We start from the raw sequence: 22,220 nt of genomic DNA, 5'->3' as shown, positions 1-22,220 counted from the left end.
TACTACAAGTACTGAGCATGAATATCTATGTTGGCACTTAACAATACCGTAGCTATATGGTGATGTGGCGCAGAGGCCACTTCTCGATACATTTTATCAATATAAAGGTGTTCCGCTTCTGGAAACTCCCTTTTGAACAGCTTTCGGAGTTTTTCACCCGAACTGTCAGCATCCACCAGGATATATACTTCTTTATCCATTATATCCTCTATCAATTCATCTAATTTGGTGACGCTGATGGTACCATTGGTGCATATTATATGAACCGGTTCATTGATGACTTCCTGTATGCGTTTTTTATCTGATTTCCCCTCGACAATGATGATCTTTTCCTCAAAAATAAAATCCATATCCATCACCTGTTCTAAAAAGATGTATAAAGATAAGTTGCTTTATACTATAACTATTCTGAGTGGCGGTAATGTACACTTAAAATAAAAAATAAGGGCGTTGATATGAAAAAGGGGCGGAACTAATAAAAGTCCCAACCCCACCGATGGTTAACACCATCCATTTTCGTAGTCGCAATCTACATATTTCGCATCTTTTTCGGAAGGCACTTGAACTTGTTGGAAGATCTTGCTTCCTTCTTGCTCATAGCCGTTCTTTAAACTGAATTGGTTTCCATGTTCGGTAAACATTACTTGACCGATGGATTCGTGCTCCACAAAAAGCTCAAAACCTTGATCTGTTAATTTACCATTAACTCGATCGGTGATATCCAATCTTTTGTTATCCAAAGTCATCAAAGGTCACCCTCTTTAGTTAAAGACTCTGTTAAACACCGGTGTTAATTTCCGCACTAGGCTTCTCTTTCCTAGGGCGTTAGGGGAGCCTCCTCGGCTTATAGCCTGCGGGGTCTCCCCTAAACGCTATCTCCCTCAGGAGTCTTCGCCTATTGCTCCAATCTACAGCTAGATTGTTACATAAATCAACAATTCGTTTTAACAAAGCCTAAATAAATGTTAACTAAGGTTAGGTTGCCCCTCACGATGATTATTAGTCTTCTTTTGTCATTTCCTCATATTGCTCAGCAGTCATTAATTTGTCTACTTCGCCAGCATCTGTAGGTTCCACCACAATCATCCAAGCTTTTTCATATGGAGATTCGTTAACGTACTCAGGGCTATCATTTAAGTCTTCGTTGACTTCCACTACTTTACCGCTGATTGGAGCATATAGTTCAGATACCGTTTTAACGGATTCTACACTTCCAAAAGGCTCATCTGCAGAAATTTCGTCTCCAACTTCAGGAAGCTCCACAAACACGATATCTCCAAGTTCGGATTGTGCAAAGTGTGTAATTCCAATTCGAACTGATTCCCCTTCAACTTTTACCCATTCATGCTCTTCGGAATAACGTAAATCTTTAGGTGTGCTCATCAATAATTCCCTCCATCAAACTAGTTTATTTTAAGCTCTTCTAAAACGGGCGTACCCATTTAAAAAGAGAGCCTGTCCTATTTCCATGTTTCTTCAAACTGTTTTTCATTAAATCCAACTGTTACCTTGCTGCCGTCCGTTGTAATGGGGCGCTTGATCAACATGCCGTCTGTGGCTAGAATATCAAGCAACTCATCTTCAGACGCTGTTTTCACTTTATCCTTTAATCCAAGCTCGCGATATTTCATACCACTTGTATTAAAGAATTTTTTGAGTTCGAGTCCGCTTTTTTTATAAAGCTCCTCCAGCTTTTCACGTGATGGTGGATTTTCGACAATATGTACTTCTTCTAATGCTACACCATTCGCTTCCAACCACTTTTTCGCATTGCGGCATGTGCCACATTTAGGATACCAATAAAATGTTAATGCCATAACCTTTTTGCACCACCTTACAATACATGATTTTACTCATATATTGTAGCATAACAGAAAGCTTGCGCCTAATTATCAACTCTAATAATTCGACGTATTTCTTAGATTTCCTTTATAACTTCAAACAATTTCTTCATGCAATAGATTTTAGTTGGTTTAACCGTTAAAATAAAACTTAGAGGAGAATACGGAACGGTGAAAGGATGAGCCCTATGACGGAAAAGTTATCAAAAGAATTAAAAGAGTTTTTGTTCACTTCTTTTGAAAAAAAATTGGCTGTCAAAAAGGGAGCTTATTTATTTCAGGAGGGCATGGTTGCTTCCGACATTTATCTCGTATTGAATGGAAGCTTTAAAATAAGTAAGGTGACACCCGATGGCCAGGAACTTACTTTACGGCTTTGCAGCAGGGAGGACCTAGTCGGGGAACTGACATTATTTTGTCCAGGAGCAATCTATATGCTTAGTGCAAGATCGATGGATGATAAAGGCGAAGTGATTGTTATCCCAAAGTTGGAATTGGAACGGAAGCTCGCGGAAAACGGCCAACTTGCTTTAGAGTTTATGAAATGGATGAGCCTACACTTCAGGAAAACACAGACGAAATTCCGTGATCTTGTTCTTAATGGACGTAAAGGGGCCCTTTATTCCACTTTGATTCGGATGTCCAATAGCTATGGTGTGCTAAAAGAAGAAGGTATTCTTATCGATCTTCCCTTAACCAATCAGGAGCTCGCGAACTATTGTGGGACCTCTCGGGAAGTGGTGAACAGGATGCTTTCGGAGTTGAAAAAGAAAGGGTCGATATCAGTTGATAGGGGTAAAATCACCATCCATGACTTGAATTTTTTGAAGCAGGAGATCCATTGTGAGAATTGTCCTGATGAGTTATGCCGGATTGACTAAAAGTATTGTAATGCAATCACCCATATTAGATATAACATCAAAAAACCAGGCTTCCCCAAAACGGAGGCCTGGTTTTCCTTATCATACTGTGTATTTTTGAGCATCTAATACGACAGCTGCAATTTCGCGCTTCTTCGCAACTACATTGATTGGTGTGTGACGAGTGAATTTACGTAATGCAGAGATCATCATGCGAAGCGTATCTCCACTTTCAGCAGCTACTAATGTTTCTCTTGCATCTGCTTCGATCTGGTTGAATGCCTCTTGACAGAACACTTGCGTGTAAAGGACTTTCAATTTGTTCTTGTCTTCACCGGATTTTGCGATTGCTTTTTCTGTACGTAAAACAGCTGATTCCATGGAATAAACATTACTGATGATATCCGCGATGTTAACAAGCAATTCTTGCTCTCTTTCCAAGGCTTTTCCGTACTTTTGCGCGACCAGGCCAGTCATAAGGATGGCAATTTTCTTCGCGTTCTTCACAAGATATTTCTCTTGTTCCAATACTCCATCGCCTACTTCTTCCGGCATAAGCATCATTAACTCTTCTTGTAGGCTTTGCGCTTTTTGGATAAGTGGAAGCTCGCCTTTCAATGCTTTACGCAGATAAGTTCCTGGAACCAATAGGCGGTTGATTTCGTTTGTTCCTTCGAAGATACGGTTGATACGGGAGTCGCGGTACATTCTTTCTACCTCGTACTCAGCCATAAAGCCGTATCCACCATGAATCTGAACTGCTTCATCCACTACATAGTCAAGCGTTTCAGAACCGAATACTTTATTCAAAGAACACTCGATTGCATATTCAGCAACTGCTTTTGCCACTGCATTTGGATCTTTCTCTTCGTCTTTAGTCAGGCGGCCCATGCTGTCTTCAAAAAGACCGACTGTGCGGTAAACGGAGCTTTCCGTTGCATATGTTTTAACAGCCATGTTTGCAAGCTTCTCTTGGATAAGGGAGAATTTTGCGATAGGTGTTTTGAATTGCTGACGTTGGTTTGCATACGTTGCTGCAAGCTCAATTCCACGCTTGGATCCACCAACTGTACCAACAGCCAATTTGTAACGTCCGATGTTAAGAATGTTAAATGCGATAACGTGTCCGCGTCCGATTTCACCAAGAAGGTTTTCTTTTGGCACTAATGCATCTTCTAAGATCAATGTACGAGTGGAAGAGCCCTTGATCCCCATTTTCTTTTCTTCCGGTCCAGTGGAAACACCACCAAAGTCGCGCTCTACGATGAATGCAGAGAAGTGCTCGCCATCGACTTTTGCATAGACAACGAAGACGTCAGCAAAGCCAGCATTGGTAATCCATTGTTTTTCACCATTCAATACATAGTGTGTGCCTTCGTCATTTAGCTTAGCAGTTGTTTTCGCACCAAGTGCATCCGATCCGGAACCTGGTTCTGTTAATGCGTACGCTGCAAGCATTTCACCGGAAGACAGTTTTGGTAGGTATTTTTGCTTTTGGTCTTCATTACCGAAAAGAACGATAGGAAGAGATCCGATTCCTACGTGTGCTCCGTAGGATAAGGAGAATCCGCCAGCTCTTGAGAATTTTTCTGTGATCAAGGATGAACTGATTTTATCAAGTCCGAATCCACCGTACTCTTCTTGAACGTCTGCTCCTAATAGGCCTAGTTCGCCTGCTTCTTTTAAAAGTTTTACGGAGATATCGAAGTTGTGGTGTTCGATTTGTTCTAGGTTTGGAACTACTTCGTTTACGACGAATTCTTCTGTTGTTTTGGCGATTAGTTTGTGTTCGTCTGAGAAGTCTTCTGGTGTGAAGACTTTTTCTGCGGCGATATCGTCAAGTAGGAAGCTTCCGCCTTTGATAATGTTTTCTAATGTGTTTGACATTTTGTTTTCCTCCCGAATGGTTATTAAAAAACACTTGTTTTCTGGATAACTCCCGGATGACTTCCGTTCCGGGTGTTCGCTTTCCGCGAAGCGTGTGCTTGAGCCTCCTCACAACGCTTCAGGGGTCTCAAGCTACCGCTACCTCCCGCAGGAGTCGAACTCCCTGCACTTCAGTCAACAGGGGAAATCACATCTTAATAACATATCAATTCAACTTTAAAAACATATTTTTTAAGCCAGTAGTTCGAATACGCCTGCGGCACCCATTCCGCCGCCGATACACATGCTGACGATACCGAACTGTTCGTTGCGGCGTTGCATTTCGTGTAGGAGGGTCAGGGTCAGTTTGGATCCTGTGCATCCAAGTGGGTGTCCTAGGGCGATTGCTCCACCGTTCACGTTTACTTTGTCTTCATCAAGTCCCAATTCGCGCATGACCTGGATTGCTTGGGAAGCAAATGCTTCGTTCAATTCGAGCAAGCCGATATCCGAAAGTTCCAAGCCTGCAAGCTTAAGTGCTTTAGGAATAGCAACTACCGGGCCGATACCCATTACTTCCGGTGGTACACCACCTACAGCAAAGGATCGGAACTTAGCGATAGGTTTTAACCCCAAGGCTTCCGCTCTTTCTCTTTCCATCACAAGGACAGATGCTGCTCCGTCACTTGTTTGTGAGGAGTTTCCAGCTGTGACCGAGCCTTTAACATTGAATGCCGGACGAAGTTTGCTCAATACTTCCATGGAGGTACCAGCTCTGACTCCCTCGTCTTGGCTGAATGTGAAGGTGGACTCTTGCAATTTGTTGTTAGCCCCAACCTTACGAAGCGTTACATCAACAGGTACAATCTCATCCACAAATTTACCTTCTTGAATCGCCCTTGCAGCACGTTCATGACTGCGAACTGCGAATGCATCCTGGTCTTCACGGCTTACACCGTACTTTGATGCCACCTGTTCTGCCGTATGGCCCATTCCCATGTAGTATTCTGGTGCGGAATCCACTAGTCTTGCATTCGGTCGTACTGTGTGACCCACCATCGGGACCATGCTCATGGATTCTGCTCCACCCGCGATGATGGATTCAGAGTGTCCAAGCATGATTCGTTCTGCCGCATACGCAATAGTCTGCAAGCCTGAGGAACAATATCTATTGATGGTAATTGCAGGTACACTTGATGGAAGCCCAGCTAACCCTCCGATATTTCTAGCCATGTTCAGCCCTTGTTCCGCTTCTGGCATTGCACACCCGAAAATCAGGTCATCGATTGGACCATCATAATTGCCTGCTCGTTTTAATGTTTCTTTTACTACTAATGCCCCTAGATCATCTGGTCGAACTGTAGCTAGTGATCCTTTTCTTGATCTTCCGACTGGTGTTCTTGCACCAGCAACAATAACCGCTTCTTTCAAAATGCTCCCCTCGCTTTTCTAGTAGTTTAGTAGAGTTGATTTTGCTTTTAACAACGCTGTTGATTTCCGCAAAAGGCTTCGCTTTCCTAGGGGCGCTGGTGGAGCCTCCTCGGCAAGCCTGCGGGGTCTCCACCTAGCGCTATCTCCCTCAGGAGTCTACGCCTTTTGCTCCAAACAACAGCTAGGAATTTTTTTAAATGAAATCGTTTAGTTACGCAATGGTTTTCCTTTTACTAGCATGTGTTGCATGCGTTGTTGGGATTTTGCTTCTCCAACTAGGCTCAGGAATGCTTCGCGCTCAAGATCGAGTAGGTACTGTTCATCCACTTCCGTTCCGAACGGTACATTTCCACCTGCGATGACATGTGCAAGCTTTTTGGCAATCTTTAAGTCGTGTTCGGAAATGAATCCGAAATAGTGCATATTGTGTGCTCCAAGCAATAAAGTTGCATAGCCTGTTTCCCCAACCACAGGGACTTTTCTGCGAACAGGCGCTGTGTAACCTGCATCATAGAGACTTGTTACCGCCTGCTTCGCGTCATGGATTAAGTGGTCGCCGTTGAAGCTGATTTGATCTTTATTGTTCAATAGGTGAAGATCTCTTGCTTCAGCTGCGGAAGTGGAGACTTTTGCCGTCGCAATTTGTTCGAACACTTTGTTCGCAACCTTTTGCAGGTCATATTCCAGTCCTTGTGGCATGCTGTTTAAATGTTTTATATAAAGCTCCTTATTTCCGCCCCCACCAGGGATCAATCCGACTCCGACTTCTACAAGACCCATATACGTCTCACTGGATGCCTGCAGTTGGCTTGTTGGCAAGCAGATTTCTGTTCCACCACCAAGTGTCATGCCGAATGGTGCTGCCACAACCGGTTTGGAGCTGTATTTTATTTTCATCATGGCTTGTTGGAAGTGCTTAACAACCATGTCTATTTCAAAATAATTGTCGTCTTGCGCTTCCATCAGGATCATGGCAAGGTTTGCACCTACACAGAAGTTCTTGCCTTGATTTCCGATTACAAGCCCTTTGTAGTTCTTATCCACTTCCTCAAGTGCATAATTCACCATTTGGATAATATCGAGCCCAATCGCATTGTTCGGTGATTGGAATTCAAGTAATGCGACATCGTCTCCAAGGTCGATTAAGCTTGCTCCAGAGTTTTTCTTGATTACACCCTTTGTTTCTTTCAAGGTTTTCAAGTGAACTACTTTTGGATTTACTTCTAGCGCTTTATACGTTCCATTGTCATAGAATAGAGTTGTTCCGCCATCCTTTTGGTAGAAGGAACGGTGGCCGTTGGCTAGCATTTCGTCGACCCATTTTGGAACCGGAATACCGTCTTCTTTCATTTTCATGACTGACTCTTCCAGACCTATGGCATCCCATGTTTCAAATGGTCCATGGTCCCAACCGAAGCCCCATTTCATTGCTTGGTCGATTGCCACGATATCTTCGGCGATTTCACCAAGTAACTCGGCAGAATAGCTTAATACCGGTGCAAGAATACTCCAGATAAGATTTCCTGCTCGATCGTCGGCATATACAAGCGCTTTCATTTTGTTGCTATAGCCTTTTGCTTGTTTGCTCATTTCAAGCGCAGGAGTTTTCAACTTTTTACGTGCGTTATATTCCAATGTTTCTGGGTTAAGTTCCAAAATCTCTTTTCCTTGTTTTAGGAAGAAGCCTTGACCGGACTTGGAGCCCAACCAACCTTTTTCCTTCATCTTGTTCATGAAGTCAGGAATTCGGAATACTTCTTGTTCCTTGCCTTCCACTTTTTCATACACATTGTTGGCTACATGGATGAATGTGTCCAACCCAACAACATCAAGTGTACGGAAGGTTGCACTCTTCGGTCTGCCGATTGCAGGACCAGTAACAGAGTCCACTTCCCCAACGCTATAGCCGCCCTCGAGCATTTCGTTCACCGTTACAAGTAATCCATATGTTCCGATGCGGTTGGCAATGAAGTTTGGCGTATCCTTTGCAAGTACGATGCCTTTCCCTAATACATCTTCGCCAAAAGATTTGATGAAGCTTACAACTTCCGGGTTGGTAGCTTTTGTCGGTATCACTTCTAGTAATTTCAAATAACGCGGTGGGTTAAAGAAGTGTGTTCCAAGGAAATTCTTTTTAAAATCGTCGGAGCGTCCTTCTGCCATCGCTTCAATGGAGATACCGGATGTGTTGGAGCTGATGATGCTTCCAGGTTTGCGGTGTGCATCCACCTTTTCGAAAAGTTGCTTTTTGATTTCCAGGTTCTCGACGATCACTTCAATGACCCAATCGCAATCCGCAATCTTTTCCATATCGTCTTCTAAGTTTCCTGCTTCGATTAGAGCAAGATTAGATTTAGATGTAAGTGGAGCTGGTTTTTGCTTTAATAATTTTTGTAAAGCTGTATTTGTAAATTTGTTTCGGATTGCTTTATCAGAGAGTGTTAAGCCTTTTTGTTCTTCTTCACTCGTTAATTTGTTAGGAACGATATCTAACAAGATTGTAGGAATGCCAACGTTTGCTAAGTGTGCGGCGATGCCGGATCCCATAACTCCAGATCCAATTACAGCAACCTTTTTAATACTTTGTTTCATTCTTCCTCCCCCTTGATAGTTGGTTTTAATAGTTAGTGATAGTTTTTTGAATGAATGCTCATTCATTTTTACCGCAAAAAAATATCTCCTTTACAAGAGTTCCCTTGGTTTTAACTATAAAGTATTTTGAAAATTTTCGCAATAAATAAATCGGAATTTACCATATTATTTTCAAAGGTGAGCTGTATGTTGCTATATGGTGTGGGAAAAATGAAAAGGTGGAGGTGAGACATCATGGCAAAAATGAAAAAACAACCTTCTCATGCTGCAAAAAGTGCGGCAAGTGTAAAAGGAAACGCTGGTCCTACCGTGGAAATGGACTATAGCGGCAAAAAGACGAGCAACAATCAGCAGTACGGGAAACAAAACATGCAAGACTGATGTTATATACGAAAAAGAGCGTGCATTTCGCACGCTCTCACATTATGTAGACAAAGCTAGTTATTCTTCAAAATGTTGAGATTCTCATGTTGATCGTAGTGGAAGGCGCGCAGACTCCTGCGGGAGGAAGGGACAGGTAAGACCCCGCAACGGAGTGAGGAGGCTTACGGACCGCCTGCAGGAAAGCGAAGTGCCTGGAACGAAGATCAATAAGAAAAAGCAAATCTGAAGTTGATTAGGGTTTGTCAACAGCTAAGAGCGTGCATTTCGCACGCTCTCTCTTATTTCTTGATGATTCCTTTTAGTACGAATGCGACGTTTGCAGGGCGTTCTGCCAGGCGGCGCATGAAGTATCCGTACCAGTCTGTGCCGTATGGAACGTAAACGCGCATTTTGTAGCCTTCTTTAACTAGCTCTAACTGGCGCTCTGGGCGGATTCCGTATAGCATTTGGAACTCGAATTGATCCTTTGAGATACCGTGTTTCTTGACTAGATCTTTTGTATATTCAATCATGGTATCATCATGGGTGGCAACTGCTGTGTAGTTTCCGTTCAATAGATGCATCTCGATAATTTTTTTGAAATTATCATCCACATCTTTTTTCTCAGGAAAAGCAACTTCAGGTGACTCTTTGTAAGCACCTTTTACAAGACGGAGGTTCGGACTGTATTGGTTAAGATCTTCCATGTCCTTAATCGTACGGTATAAATAGGACTGGATGACTGTTCCAACATTGTCATAATCCTCTCTTAGCTTTTTAAAGATCTCAATTGTTTTTCCGCAGCGTGAGTAGTCTTCCATATCAATGGTGACGAATACTCCATATTCCTTTGCTGCATCAAGAATTCTGCGCATGTTTCGCATAACCACTTCTTCTGAGATATCCAGTCCCATGGAAGTCATTTTTAATGACAATTGGGAATCGAGGTTTTCGGTGCCGATCGCACGAATGGCTTCGATGGAGTTGTCTGCCATTTCATTTGCTTCTGCTTCGGTATCAATGAATTCACCCAAATAGTCGATCGTGACACAAAGGTCTTTTTGGTTGAGCTCCTGGATGCATTTTACTGCTTGATCGATCCGTTCACCCGCGACAAACCTGCCTGCCCCACAACGTAATCCGTATTTTCTTGCCATTTTCGTTAATGCCTTATTCTTGGATAAATATAAAAATGTATTGCGCATTACTTGTTCCATGTTGTTATTCCTCCCGCTTTTCTTGGTGTCCCTCTCCGATTGCTTTGTGCTATTTTTCTGAAATTATCGCTCTTTTCATATACATTTCAAGCCATATCTAGAGTGTGTATGCAGTTAAAAGTCCTAATACCGACTTTTTGCTCACTAACAGCAACAAATCTTGATGAAAAGAGCTTTATAGTAAACGCTTTCATTGAGTGTGAAAATAAAATTACACCCTCATTTTATCATCTTTTCAAATATTTGAATACAAATTATTTGTCGGGAAATAGTGTTGTTTGCTGTCGTTAATTTAAACATTATGAGTGTCGATGATTTTCCCGATTCATACATAATTTTCTGCTAAAAGGTTACGCTACATTTGATAGATTATGATAGGAGGTCGTTGTATGCAACAGCAGCAACCACAGCAAAATACAACTCAACAACCAGGTACTTATCAGCAGCCGCCAAACGTAGTAACGACAAAAGATTCCTTATATTTTGCAGATATGCTTTCATGGAATTTACTCGCGATGAAAAAAGCTCATTTCTTTGCAAGTCAATGTCAGGATCAAGAAGTTGTGAGTGCCATTGAAAAAGCAGGCCAAATGCATCAAAGGCATTATCAAAAGATTTTGACTCACATTCAGGGTCAAAATCAAACGCAGCAACAGCAGCCACTCCAATAAGAAAGAAGGGTACTTCATGAATCAGCAAAAAATACAGAATCCTGAGACACAAGTTGCCAAAACACCTCAAATGAATGACCGTGACTTTATCAATGACATGTTGGCAACAGAGAAATACATGACCGCTTCCTATAGCACCGCACTTAATGAAGCAAGCAACCAACAGATTTATTCAGATTTGCTTGCAATCTTTAACGAAACGCAGAACTGTCAGCGTGAGCTATACAATTTGATGTTCCAAAAAGGCTGGTATGGACTTGAGCCTGCCGATCAGACGAAACTTCAACAGGAATATCAACAGTTCCAAGGCTACTCGAACCAGTTTCCTTATGGAAACAATGGGATGATGCAATAAATAATAAAGCGACGGGTGAGCTGACACATTCAGTATCATCCGTTGTTTTTTGGTATTTTTAAGTCCATGCAAAATCTTATCTTCCCCTCTACCCTTCTCAATATTTTCCGAAACACGAACCTTTCTAATTAACATAATCCCTTTGCGTTTGATGTGGTAAAATTAAACAAATTGTTTTTATTTTAGGGGTGAATTTGGTGAAACATTTAATTTCTTTGATTGTGGTAGGAGTTTTGTTAAGTGGATGCTCTAATTCAGACGGTCATCAAGAAAAAGTTGCAGATTTAGAAAAGGAAGTAGCGGAAGTCTATGCACAACTAGAGGATAAAGAAATGGAATTAGAGACAGTTTCCCAAAAGCCTGAAGAAGAGGAGACTGGGGAGTTCTTCATAATTCCTAAAGATCAAGTTCCTCGTTTATGGCGAGATGTTGATGCACAACTTTGGGATTACTTAATCGATCATTCTATGGCAGAAGAGAACGGCTGGAGAAAAGGCGTTACAAATTGGCGAGAGTGGGATGGAGAATTTGAGGAGACTCTGGGGAGTGCCAATCAAATTTGGGAAAATCCAGGGGTGTTAATGAATGCATGGATGTTGGATGTAGAAATCAGTTATGGACTTGGTATGGATGTATGGGAAATTAACACCAGGATTGATTACTCGGCTGAGGGTAAGGCGGACGGGTATATCATGAGTTATGGCATGCGTGATGATTCTGTTTCAGGAAGTGATATAAAGCTGACGATGTTGAAAGAAAAGGACTTCTGGTATGTGGAGAAGGCGGAAGTACGTGAGAGGTGTTCAAGGGGTGTAAGTGAGGATAAAGAACTTTGTTTATAGCCAAATAAAAAAGCCTGAATTTACGGAATGCGGTGGATGTTGGGCGGAGATATTGATGAAAGGAGTGGGAGATGGTTGGCGGGAGATACGAAGCGGTTCTTGTTGATTTCCTGATAAAATGAAGAATTTCATGATATATCGTGGGAATTCCTGATATCTTTCGAATTTTCATGATATAATTCAAAATTTCATGATATCCTTCAATTTTTCGTGATATATTTCAAATTTTCATGATATCCAACCGGAGTTGGCTATTTTCTCCCCAGATTTTGAATGCTAAGATTTGATAAATGGTCTTTTAGGACGGATATATTGAATTTACAAAGCGAGAAACTTCGCAAACTTTAAAGTAAAGGAGCCCTGATTTGCAAGATAGCAATTCAAGGCTCTTCTTTATTTACCGCTTTTCGCACGGTGGGCATCATTCAGTTCTTTGATCTCTTTGATTAATGTCATCATGTCCTGCTTGGCGTCCGGATATTGCTCATTCCAATGCTTCACAAGTGGTGGCATTGATTTTGCGATATATGTATAGAGCACCCATGCTTTCACATTTTCTTTGTGCTCCTCATTCGCTTCTCCTAAAAGAAGCTCTGTGTATTTCTCTAATAACCCATCCAACTGCTGTTCGAGTTTTTCGTTCATTTGCGAACCTCCCCTCAAGCTTTTGTTCCATTATAGTGAAGTCAATCACACATTACAATTCAATGGACAGGTTGAGCAACGTGCACCCTCGCTATTGGTTTTATAATAGTAGCAACAGGTTGTTCGCATCCTCATTTCAGCTTGGTGCTGTTCCACAAACGTTTTAGGCTTATAGAACGTGGCTGCTGGGTTTCTTTTCATTCCGAATAAAGCCGGGTCCGCCTCCAATAAACTTTTAAAATCTTCCTCTTGGTATGGTGTATCCAACTCTATGTTTGGCAGGATGGACTCGTACATCCAGTAGATATAGAGCACGATATTTTCCCATAACGTTTGTCGGGATACCTTCGCCACTTTGGACAATCGTTGAATGAGGGGGGCAAATAAATCATGGAAAAGCTCTTTGAAATGTTGTACTCTCCATTCTTCACGAGTATTATATGCCGTCACCTCAACCGCTTGTACCTTTGTATAACGAAGCTTCGGTAGCCAAACATCATTTTCCACATATGAATCAATCCAGATAGTAGAAGGGTCCACCTTCAAGGTTTTATTGAATGCTGACATCGAGAGCAGGCAATTAACGGCAAGAAAGCCGAGCCTTTTCATGAGAAGTGATGCGGCAACGTCCATTTCATCTGTACCCAAAGCCTCCTGCACCTTCAACAAATACGCTTCCGTTCCATCATGGATAAGGGAATGAAGGGAGATGGTATCTTCCACTTCTGCCTCCCCGGCTACAAACCGGCAGCTCTCTTCCAGAAAACGAAATTCTTGTTTGGTCAATGTCCCCATCATGCTCTCAGTCCTTCCAGATTAGGCACAAGGCATCTTCCACGACCGTGTGGGATGCATAGTGGTGTACCGAATAGAGGATCAGTAGTCACCTGGCAATTCATATCAAAAACATTTTTCACAAGGTCACAGTTAATTACTTCCTCTGGCTTGCCTTGAGCATAAATTTGCTTATCACGGATGGCAACTAAGTGGTGTGCATAGCGGCAAGCAAGGTTAAGATCATGAAGCACCATGATGATGGTACGGTTTTCTCTTTCATTCAGTTCGAAAAGCAAATCTAGTATTTCGATTTGATGAGTAAGATCCAGATAAGTTGTCGGCTCATCCAACAAGATCACATCTGTCTCTTGGGCAAGTGTCATGGCAATCCATGCGCGCTGACGCTGTCCACCTGATAAGGAATCTACCGTTCTCTCAGCCAGCTCCTCCATGCCGGTTGCACGAAGGGAGTCCCAGACCACCTTCTCATCATGCTCTGACCATTGCTTTAACCAAGACTGGTAAGGGTACCTCCCTTGTTTTACAAGTTGAAGCACGGATAACCCTTCCGGTGCAGTCGGACCTTGCGGAAGGATGGCGAGTTGTTTGGCAATATCCTTTGTGGATTGGCCAGAAATTGCCTTTCCTTCAAGGAGCACGTTTCCTTGACTTGGCTTTAACAAACGAGCTAACGAACGAAGCAAGGTGGATTTCCCACAGCCATTTCCACCGATAAAGACCGTGATCTCCCCTTTAGGGATTTGCAGATCTAATTCCTCAATAATGATGGATTCACCATAGGATAATGTAAGTGACTGGGTTTCTAATGCATGCATGTTACTTCCACCTCTCGTTAAGAATTTCTCGTTTTGTAAAGCAAGTAAATAAAGTATGGCGCTCCGATTGATGCGGTAAATACACCGGCAGGGATTTCAAGTGGCGAGAACAGAGTCCGGCCGATCAAATCGGCGAGCATGACCAGGAACGCTCCGATAAATGCCGATGTTGGAATCAACACTCCGAAAGACGAGCCTACTAGCCTGCGGGCAATGTGTGGAGCCATCAATCCAACAAATCCAATACCACCTGCAAAAGCAACCGCTCCACCTGTCAATGCCGTACTCAGAAATAGAAGGCCCATTCTGTGCTTGTTGACTGCACCGCCAACTCCTGTTGCCACCTCATCTCCAAGTTCCTGTATGTTCAATTGCCTTACCGCCATAATGCTGACGATAACAAGCAGGACAGTCCAAGGTAATAATATTTTTACATGACTCCAGTTGGAGCCATATACTGTTCCAGTGATCCAAATGTTCGCTTGGCTTGCTCGATAAATGGGACCAAGTAACATGAATAACGTCGTCAAGGCCTGCATTAACGTGGAAATCCCGATTCCAATCAGCACCAACCTAATCGGCGATAATCCGTTTTTCCATGCAAGGGAATATACAATGATCGCGATGGCAGTCGCGCCGACAAATGCACTTAATGGAAGCCATTGGATGCTAACAGTCAAAGAGTTGTTGCTGTCACTGAAAAGAGCTAGAAACAAGACAACCGCTGTCGAAGCACCGCCAGTCAATCCTATAATATCAGGAGATGCGAGCGGGTTCCGAATTATGCCCTGCAAAATGGCACCGGCAACTGCAAGTGATATACCGACAAGCAGCGCAATGATGATCCGTGGTAGCCTGAATGATTGGACCACTAACGTTTCCATGGAGTCTCCTTGACCAAAGAATACTTTTATGACATTCCAAGGCGAGATCTTCATGTCCCCCATCCCTGTACTTAAGATGAAAAGGGCAATGACGGCAAGTGCTAAACTGACGATGGTGAGAATCGCTTTTTTATCGATAAAAAAGGATAAATTACCTTTTCCTAGTCGAAACGTTTTGTAATTCTTCATTTTCCATGGAACCCCCTTCGTGCAATGTAGATGAAGAATGGAGTTCCAATGATGGCCGTCATCACACCGACTGGGACCTCTTGAGGCATGATCACATAACGCGCACCAATATCAGCCGTCAACAGGAGAATGCCTCCTAGAATTCCGCAGTATGGAGCAAGCCAGCGATGATCGTTCCCTACAAAGTAGCGTGCAACATGCGGAATGACGATGCCGATGAAGACAATGGGTCCTGCAATGGCAACCGAACCTCCCGCGAGGAGGATGATAATGACTGCTGCCGTTAATTTTACAAAGCCTGTTTTCACTCCAAGGCTTGTTGCCACATCATCCCCCATTGCCAACAGGTTGATCTTTTTTCCTATAAAAAAGGAGGCAATCCAAGCAACCGCTATATAAGGAAGAACCGCGTAAACCATTTGAAGGCTTCTCCCCTGGACAGAACCAGCAAGCCAGAAAAGCACTTGATCCAACGCCGTCTCATTTACAACAAGCAACCCCTGTGTAAGGGAGGAGAACATGGCAGCGAAAGCAGCTCCGGCAAGTGTCAGCTTCATAGGGGTCAGACCCTCCCGGCCAATGGAGCCGATGAAGTAGACGGCGAATGCAGCAAGTGCCGCCCCGGCAAAAGCAAGCCAAGTGTACGTTTGCAACGAGGTGACAGAGAAAAAAGAGACCGCCACGACTACAAAAAAGCTTGCCCCCGCGTTAATACCGAAAATCCCAGGTGAGGCCAATGGATTCTTGGTTAATGCCTGCATCCATAAGCCAGCAATTGCCAGGCTTCCACCTACTATGGCGGCAATGATCGCCCTTGGAAGGCGAACAGATTGAATGATGATATGTTCATTGGATCCATCGAAATTGCGGAATGCATCAATCGCAAGTGTCAGGCTTGTATTTGTATATCCATATATGATGCTTGCCACAAAACTGAAGAATAATAGGATTACTCCCATGATCAATCCCAGTATTTTATGGCTATTTTTTCGGAGTAACATAATTGTGTACCTTCTATCTATATATAACTTTTATCCACTTATAAGTTTAGGAGAATTAGAAGGAAGTGTCAATGACTTTGAAAATCATTCTCAAAAGTTATTGACAACGTTTCTCATCAAGAGTACTATTTATCTTGTGATTGAAAATCATTATCAATACTATACGGGGGTTACATATATGTTAAAGAACAAAAAGCTTTTCACGTTATTTTTGCTTAGTTTGGTTACTTCCCTTGTGCTGGCAGCGTGCTCTGGCAACACTGCAAACAATGGTGGTCAAGAGAAAGATGCTTCCGGAGATGGAGAGGCATCGTCTGAGGAAACTTCTTATAAAGTGGAGCACGCAATGGGGACAGCTGAGATCGAAGGAACTCCTGAGCGTGTCGTTATTTTGACAAATGAAGGTACAGAAGCATTGCTTTCCATGGGGGTAAAACCTGTCGGAGCTGTTCAATCTTGGTTAGGTGACACTTGGTATGACCATATAAAAGCAGAAATGGATGGCGTTGAGGTTGTCGGTACGGAGAGTGCGGTTAATCTTGAAGCGATCGCTGCACTACAGCCTGATTTGATTATCGGTAACAAACTTCGTCAAGAAGACGTATATGAGCAACTGAATGCGATTGCACCGACTGTTTTTGCTGAAACGTTAAAGGGTGATTGGAAAGAAAACTTCCAGCTTTACGCTAAAGCATTGAACAAAGAAGAAGAAGGTAAAAAAGTGATGGACGACTTCGATTCACGTGTTGCTGAAATGAGCGAGCAGCTTGGTGAAAAGAAAGAGCAGGAAGTATCAATTGTTCGTTTCACTGCTGGAGATGTCCGTATCTATCATAAAGATTCCTTCTCTGGAATCATCCTAGATCAGCTTGGATTTGCACGTCCAGAATCTCAAGATGTTGACGACTTTGCTGAAATGAATGCAACAAAAGAAAGAATCCCTGCCATGGATGGCGACATTCTGTTCCACTTCTCTTTTGAAACTGGGGACGGGGAAGCGACAAAGATCAAAGACGAATGGTTGGAGGATCCTCTATTTAACAACCTGGAAGTTGCAAAAGCAGGTAATGTGCACGAAGTAAGTGATGCTGTATGGAACACTGCTGGTGGCGTACTTGCAGCGAACATCATGTTGGATGATATTGAGAAAGTATTTTTAGAGAAAGAATAATAATGTGGGAGCTGGCACTAAACGTGTGCCGGCTTTTTTTCATCAAAAAAAGAGAGGACCCGAAAGCCCTCCCCTTCAAAACACTAACTATTGAATCTCACTTCTCTCCACTACGGTACCTTCCGCATCCTTCACCACTACCGTCAGCGTATAGCGTTGTCCTGTATGGTTGGCAGGAATTGCAACGTTCACATTAAACACTTCTTCACTCTCGCCTGTCACTTCGTAGGCTTCTTCAGAAGAATGTTTCACTCTGCCATGCTTGTCCACTAGCTCCATGGAAACCGTGAACGCACGAGTATCGCGTACATGGTTAGCAATTGTAGTGCTTACTGTTACATCAGACTTTCTTTCAAGCTTCTTCCATTCTTTTCCTTTTGCATCAAGGAATTTGTTCTCCACCGTATACTTCACTTCCGGCTCTTCATAGGAGTCTTCCTCGAATTCCACAATATCAGCTGCGCCACGAGGCTTGAGTTGAATTATTTCATTAAACTTACCAGAAATACCTGTCACAGTAACCAGGTCTCCATTTTCAAAAGCGAAGTCATTGAATACTAATCCAGTACGGTTATCCACGCGGACAACTACAGACTCTCCATCCTTTGTTGCCACAAACTCAAAAGTACCAAAATTGTTCACACTCTTGAGCTCTGAGATTTCCACACCTTCAACAGCTACTAGCTCCCCTTCATTAGAGCTTCCAAGTTCTGCTGGCGTCATTACTTGAGCTGAAGGCACATCAGCAGTACCTGTCTTTTCAAATGCAGTCAAAGAACTGATCTGGAACTCTCCATTATAAGAACCAATTGCACCTGTCACTTTTACCACATCACCCGGCACAACATCCTCAGCATTTTGGAATACGTACGTTCCAGCTGTTTCGTCCTGTACATAGAATCCTTTTTGGCCCCATGCTCCGGAAGTTGTCGTAACAACACCTTCAATCGTTACCACACTGCCGTTCGCAGCTTCTCTAGCTTCTGCGATTGTGACTGTACCGATCTCGCCGCCAGGCTCGCCCACTTCAGAGATGCGGCCTTCTGCTGCATAGTTGATCGGTCCGTCAAAGCTACGTACAAAGTTCACTGTTGCCTCTAAGTCTTCCGGTCCTGTCACAGGGTTTTTGCCAAGTTCGCCAATTGGACGATACTTGCTTCCTGTGGACGTTGCCATAAAGTTGTTAGTTACAACTGTGTATGTTGCTTCCTTATCAATCGGTGTGCCATCTGGGAACGTGATATTTACCACTTTGTAAGTGGAACCATCCCATGTGTAGTGGAAACCAGCAATACTATAGTCTGGTCCATATGGAGCCTGAAGTTGTGCATTCATGATCGTATACAAATCTGCACCTTTTATTTCAAGCTTCATCAACACATTGTTGAACGGCTGGATGTTGAATAGCTCGCCCCAAGTGATGTCTCCTTGATTTAGGTTGTCACGGATTCCACCGCCATTCATCAAGGCAAAATCTGCATCCATTTCTGCTTTCATGCCATCTGCGATAAGGTTTCCAAGGGCATTGTCGCCAATCTCACCACGAACACCGTATCCGCCTTCCATTGCCACTTCCGCATACCCGATCACTTCATTTAAAATAGGGGCAATGCGGTTTTCATAGTTTGTAAGGATTTCCGTTACCACTGGATCTGGATCCATTTTGCTTTGGTCAACAAATACAATTTCCGCTTCCTTGTTCACGATATCGCCTGTTGCAGGGTCAATTTCAAGGTCCACTGCAGAAAATGCTTTTCCATAATCCAATGCTTGGACAATCAACTTGTTGTCCACCATCGCATTTACGATTTCGTGGTTATGTGCTGCAAAAATAACGTCCACTTCATCGTCCACATTTTTGGCAAGGTTTGCCGCGTCCCCAGTAGCCGTTTCTCCTGATTGGGAAGCTGGCATATGGGAAAGGACCACAATTGCTTTGATTCCTTGCTCTTTCAATTCCTCTGTCGCTTCATTTACTGCCTGTATTTCATTCGTAAACGTGATATCCTGGATGCCATCCGGGATTACCATATTCAATGTTGCCGTTGTATTTACACCGATAAAACCGATTTGTTCTCCGCCAACCTCTAAAATTTCATAAGGAGGCAGGAAGGTTTCACCGGAGTCTTTCCAGACGCAGTTGGCACAAACATTCGGGAAGTTCATTCCTTCATATCCTTCTGTTCCTTTACCATCTGGATGGTCTCCGCCATTTACCATACGTAAAAATTCTTCTGTACCCTCGTCAAACTCATGGTTACCAACAGTACCAATATCAAATCCGATTTCGTTCATGATCTCAACAACCGGCTCATCCTGAAGCAATGCTGCAACTGGGGAGCTTCCTCCGATCATGTCACCTGCATGAACGATCAACGTGTTCGGATTCTGTTCTCTACGGTCTTTTAAATATGCCGATACATAATCCATGCGGCCTGCCGCTGCAATGCCAAAGTCCCTTGATAAGTCATAAGTTTGATCAATCTTACCGTGTAGGTCATTCATTCCTAAAAGCTGGACGGATACAAGCTCGCCCGGATTCGGATTTGGCTCTTCTCCTCCATCTTCAGCAGGTGTGAAGCCAGCTGCCAATGCCTCTGCTTCGTTCCAGAAGAAGATGCGTTTCTCAACAGGTACTTGTTCCCACTCTGTAGGTTGTACATACTCTTTTGTATCAGAGTTTCCAACCGGCTTGTTCAATTGGTTATTTTCATAACGAGCACGGAAGAAAGTGGGTAGTTCGAGTAATGGATCTTCTTCACTCCAAATACCTTTTCCAGCGTCCTTCGCTTCCTTCACGGCTGTCTGGAATTCGTTGTATTCATCTTCAGGGCCAACTGGCCAGATGAAATACGTCACAGCAAACCCTTCTCTTGCCATTTCAAGGTTTGTATTTAATCGATCTGACTTACGTAAAACCTGTGCCAAGATACGGCCATAATTATCAGTCGGCTCATCACCAATTTTCAAAATGACCTCGTCCCCTGCTTTTAACAAGGACTGCATATGTGCCGTTGCACGTTTTCCATGATCCATCTGATTTTGATCAAGATTGTTTTTGATAGAATGATAGGTTTCAGGCGTGTCGATATTTACATAACGAACGCTTTGGGAACCGAATAATGGAGAAATGATACGTATCGTATCGCCATCCGTTACACGCTCTACAACCGCTGGATATTCTCCAGCCGCACTTGGCGGTTCAGGTTGTTCTGCTGCTAAAACAATATCGGACGCTTTTCTTGGTAAAATTTGATACGTATTATATTGGCTTAAGATTGCCGTAATCTCATACCACTTACCTGCTTCCAATGCATCAATTGCATTCGTACCTTCCATCACACGTAATGTGGTGGAATTAAAATCATTATCCGTCAATGTTACATTATATCCGCCACCTGCCGGAGAAGATGGCTTATTGGAAACATAACCTGTCACTGTTACAAGCTGGCCTTCTAAAGGCTCCGCCACAGTGGCAGACTGAAGGTCTTCAATAGTAATAGGTGTTGGTGCTGGAAGTGTTTCATTTTCAGCTAAAATTTCAATGCCATTGGCATTCGGCATGATTTCAAGCAGACCGTTATAAAGGGCGATCTTCCCTCTCACTTCAACTTTTTGACCTTCTACAAGATTAGGGAAACCTGATAGACTATTGGAAAACAAATTGATTCCCGCTGTTTCATCTTGTATGTAAGTAGACAGTTTTCCACCGCCGATTGCTGCATTGTCGGCTGTGACAACACCTTGAACGATGACTTCTTGTCCTACACTTTTCGTGCGTGCTTCAGCAAGTGTGATTAGTTCTGGTTCTGCTGGAGGTTCAGGATCCTGGCCGCCGTCGATGATGGTGAAAGCGGTTGGGCTTTTTAAACCAGGTACTGAAAAATATGATTCAAGTGAACCAGTAATTTGAATTTTTGCGTGGTAGTTACCCGGATTATCAACAAGGTTTAGTGCTGTCCTAATAGAATTATTAGGTAGTTGGACTGGTAGCATTTTTCTAATGTCTGTCTCTGACGGTGAGTCCGCAATAGCTAGATTAGTAGCTTGAGACCAAGGGGCCTCCAAATCAAAATTGGTCGTGGACACAACCGTCCCCACAATATACCCCTCTACATTTGCCGTACCGCTATTATTGGCAATCGCTTGCTCCACTGTAATAGCCGTTGACTGGTTTTCTGCCGCAAAAGCTGTAATGTTCATAGCAGGCAAAAGATTAGAAAATACTAATATGAAAGCTAATAGAATCATGACAACTCTTTTAGAATGATGTCGCATTTGTTTTCCTCCTTTATTATGGTTGGACGTCGTACACTTTCCCAATATACGTGAGCTGTGTAAACGCATTGTTGTTTTGCAGTAAAGTAATTGTAAAAATTCTTTAAAGTCTAACAACTCCAACTTTATTATGCAGGACGTTCATAAAAGTGGACATACGACATATTAACCTAATTTGCTACACTGAATAGTGCAATAGTTTCAAAAATAATCAGAATAATAGGTTTTTTGTCACATTAAGGAATATATTAACAAAATGAAGTCGTAATATCTGAAATAAAAGAACCGTCCCCCTCAGCAAGCATGAGAGAAACGGTCACCTATATCTAGTGATTTTTGAATTCCAGCACTTCCCCATCAATCTCGAGAGAAAGGGTATCTCCTTTTAGATGCAAGAAAAG

Annotated in this window: 20 protein-coding genes; 6 read left to right on the top strand and 14 right to left on the bottom strand. The window is 42.9% G+C overall.

The window, feature by feature from the left end; all coding sequences use genetic code 11:
* Positions 1 to 2: 2 nt before the first annotated feature.
* The 4 genes from EKQ44_RS08620 to EKQ44_RS08605 all read right to left on the bottom strand — a co-directional run bounded on the left by EKQ44_RS08620 (position 3) and on the right by EKQ44_RS08605 (position 1,817).
* Entirely contained in the window at positions 3 to 350 is a 348-nt protein-coding gene (locus EKQ44_RS08620) for a toprim domain-containing protein (RefSeq protein WP_237663136.1), read from the bottom strand.
* A gap of 150 nt (positions 351 to 500) precedes the next feature.
* Positions 501 to 746: a YusG family protein gene (locus tag EKQ44_RS08615; RefSeq protein ID WP_237663329.1), complete on the bottom strand. Its 246-nt coding sequence runs from the start codon at positions 744 to 746 to the stop codon at positions 501 to 503.
* Positions 747 to 999: 253 nt separating this feature from the next.
* A complete protein-coding gene (gene gcvH, locus EKQ44_RS08610) occupies positions 1,000 to 1,383 on the bottom strand; it encodes a glycine cleavage system protein GcvH (RefSeq protein WP_237663135.1) in 384 nt (127 codons plus the stop codon).
* A gap of 77 nt (positions 1,384 to 1,460) precedes the next feature.
* The gene (locus EKQ44_RS08605) at positions 1,461 to 1,817 is read right to left on the bottom strand and encodes an arsenate reductase family protein (protein ID WP_237663134.1); all 357 of its coding nucleotides are present in this window, start codon (positions 1,815 to 1,817) and stop codon (positions 1,461 to 1,463) included.
* Between the two features lie 212 nt (positions 1,818 to 2,029).
* Between EKQ44_RS08605 and EKQ44_RS08600 the strand changes: the two genes are divergently transcribed.
* Complete coding sequence (locus tag EKQ44_RS08600; RefSeq protein ID WP_237663133.1) at positions 2,030 to 2,722, top strand: Crp/Fnr family transcriptional regulator; 693 nt, start codon at positions 2,030 to 2,032, stop codon at positions 2,720 to 2,722.
* A gap of 81 nt (positions 2,723 to 2,803) precedes the next feature.
* Here the strand turns inward: EKQ44_RS08600 and EKQ44_RS08595 are convergent, their stop codons facing one another.
* The 3 genes from EKQ44_RS08595 to EKQ44_RS08585 all read right to left on the bottom strand — a co-directional run bounded on the left by EKQ44_RS08595 (position 2,804) and on the right by EKQ44_RS08585 (position 8,590).
* On the bottom strand, positions 2,804 to 4,588 hold the full coding sequence (locus EKQ44_RS08595; protein ID WP_237663132.1) for an acyl-CoA dehydrogenase family protein: 1,785 nt from the start codon (positions 4,586 to 4,588) through the stop codon (positions 2,804 to 2,806).
* A gap of 231 nt (positions 4,589 to 4,819) precedes the next feature.
* Positions 4,820 to 5,998 carry an acetyl-CoA C-acetyltransferase gene (locus EKQ44_RS08590; protein WP_237663131.1) on the bottom strand — a complete coding sequence of 393 codons (1,179 nt, stop codon included), beginning with the start codon at positions 5,996 to 5,998 and terminating at the stop codon, positions 4,820 to 4,822.
* A gap of 207 nt (positions 5,999 to 6,205) precedes the next feature.
* The gene (locus EKQ44_RS08585) at positions 6,206 to 8,590 is read right to left on the bottom strand and encodes a 3-hydroxyacyl-CoA dehydrogenase/enoyl-CoA hydratase family protein (protein ID WP_237663130.1); all 2,385 of its coding nucleotides are present in this window, start codon (positions 8,588 to 8,590) and stop codon (positions 6,206 to 6,208) included.
* Positions 8,591 to 8,824: 234 nt separating this feature from the next.
* Here EKQ44_RS08585 and EKQ44_RS08580 point away from each other — a divergent pair, with 234 nt between their 5' ends.
* Positions 8,825 to 8,971 (top strand): YuzL family protein, encoded by a 147-nt coding sequence (locus tag EKQ44_RS08580; protein ID WP_237663129.1) that lies wholly within the window; start codon positions 8,825 to 8,827, stop codon positions 8,969 to 8,971.
* A 281-nt stretch (positions 8,972 to 9,252) separates the two neighbouring features.
* On the opposite strand, the gene EKQ44_RS08575 is transcribed toward EKQ44_RS08580, so the two are convergent.
* Complete coding sequence (locus EKQ44_RS08575) at positions 9,253 to 10,170, bottom strand: proline dehydrogenase family protein (protein WP_237663128.1); 918 nt, start codon at positions 10,168 to 10,170, stop codon at positions 9,253 to 9,255.
* A 389-nt stretch (positions 10,171 to 10,559) separates the two neighbouring features.
* Between EKQ44_RS08575 and EKQ44_RS08570 the strand changes: the two genes are divergently transcribed.
* The 3 genes from EKQ44_RS08570 to EKQ44_RS08560 all read left to right on the top strand — a co-directional run bounded on the left by EKQ44_RS08570 (position 10,560) and on the right by EKQ44_RS08560 (position 12,038).
* Positions 10,560 to 10,841 carry a hypothetical protein gene (locus EKQ44_RS08570; protein ID WP_237663127.1) on the top strand — a complete coding sequence of 94 codons (282 nt, stop codon included), beginning with the start codon at positions 10,560 to 10,562 and terminating at the stop codon, positions 10,839 to 10,841.
* Between the two features lie 16 nt (positions 10,842 to 10,857).
* Positions 10,858 to 11,196 carry a spore coat protein gene (locus EKQ44_RS08565; RefSeq protein WP_237663126.1) on the top strand — a complete coding sequence of 113 codons (339 nt, stop codon included), beginning with the start codon at positions 10,858 to 10,860 and terminating at the stop codon, positions 11,194 to 11,196.
* 197 nt (positions 11,197 to 11,393) lie between these two features.
* Positions 11,394 to 12,038 carry a hypothetical protein gene (locus tag EKQ44_RS08560; protein ID WP_237663125.1) on the top strand — a complete coding sequence of 215 codons (645 nt, stop codon included), beginning with the start codon at positions 11,394 to 11,396 and terminating at the stop codon, positions 12,036 to 12,038.
* A gap of 393 nt (positions 12,039 to 12,431) precedes the next feature.
* Here EKQ44_RS08560 and EKQ44_RS08555 read toward each other — a convergent pair whose 3' ends face one another.
* From EKQ44_RS08555 to EKQ44_RS08535, 5 genes are read right to left on the bottom strand one after another with little or no spacing between them, the layout of a single operon-like run.
* Positions 12,432 to 12,683, bottom strand: coding sequence for a YusU family protein (locus tag EKQ44_RS08555; protein ID WP_237663124.1), 252 nt, complete (start codon positions 12,681 to 12,683; stop codon positions 12,432 to 12,434).
* A gap of 45 nt (positions 12,684 to 12,728) precedes the next feature.
* Positions 12,729 to 13,481 (bottom strand): IucA/IucC family C-terminal-domain containing protein, encoded by a 753-nt coding sequence (locus tag EKQ44_RS08550; RefSeq protein WP_237663123.1) that lies wholly within the window; start codon positions 13,479 to 13,481, stop codon positions 12,729 to 12,731.
* Entirely contained in the window at positions 13,478 to 14,296 is an 819-nt protein-coding gene (locus EKQ44_RS08545) for an ABC transporter ATP-binding protein (protein ID WP_237663122.1), read from the bottom strand. Before EKQ44_RS08545 ends, EKQ44_RS08550 begins: the two co-directional genes overlap by 4 nt.
* 17 nt (positions 14,297 to 14,313) lie before the next feature.
* Positions 14,314 to 15,369, bottom strand: a complete 1,056-nt coding sequence (locus tag EKQ44_RS08540) for a FecCD family ABC transporter permease (RefSeq protein ID WP_237663121.1) — start codon at positions 15,367 to 15,369, stop codon at positions 14,314 to 14,316.
* Positions 15,366 to 16,370: a FecCD family ABC transporter permease gene (locus EKQ44_RS08535; RefSeq protein ID WP_237663120.1), complete on the bottom strand. Its 1,005-nt coding sequence runs from the start codon at positions 16,368 to 16,370 to the stop codon at positions 15,366 to 15,368. Before EKQ44_RS08535 ends, EKQ44_RS08540 begins: the two co-directional genes overlap by 4 nt.
* 178 nt (positions 16,371 to 16,548) lie before the next feature.
* Here EKQ44_RS08535 and EKQ44_RS08530 point away from each other — a divergent pair, with 178 nt between their 5' ends.
* Positions 16,549 to 17,541: an ABC transporter substrate-binding protein gene (locus EKQ44_RS08530; RefSeq protein ID WP_237663119.1), complete on the top strand. Its 993-nt coding sequence runs from the start codon at positions 16,549 to 16,551 to the stop codon at positions 17,539 to 17,541.
* An 87-nt stretch (positions 17,542 to 17,628) separates the two neighbouring features.
* Here the strand turns inward: EKQ44_RS08530 and EKQ44_RS08525 are convergent, their stop codons facing one another.
* Positions 17,629 to 21,819 (bottom strand): DUF6359 domain-containing protein, encoded by a 4,191-nt coding sequence (locus EKQ44_RS08525; RefSeq protein ID WP_237663118.1) that lies wholly within the window; start codon positions 21,817 to 21,819, stop codon positions 17,629 to 17,631.
* Between the last annotated feature and the right edge of the window lie 401 nt (positions 21,820 to 22,220).

It is taken from the genome of Sutcliffiella horikoshii (genome assembly GCF_021991925.1).
In the GTDB taxonomy this organism is placed as follows: Bacteria; Bacillota; Bacilli; order Bacillales; family Bacillaceae_I; genus Sutcliffiella_A; species Sutcliffiella_A horikoshii_F.
Note: the sequence above shows the minus strand (reverse complement) of the source record. Positions and strands in the feature narration are given on the sequence as shown.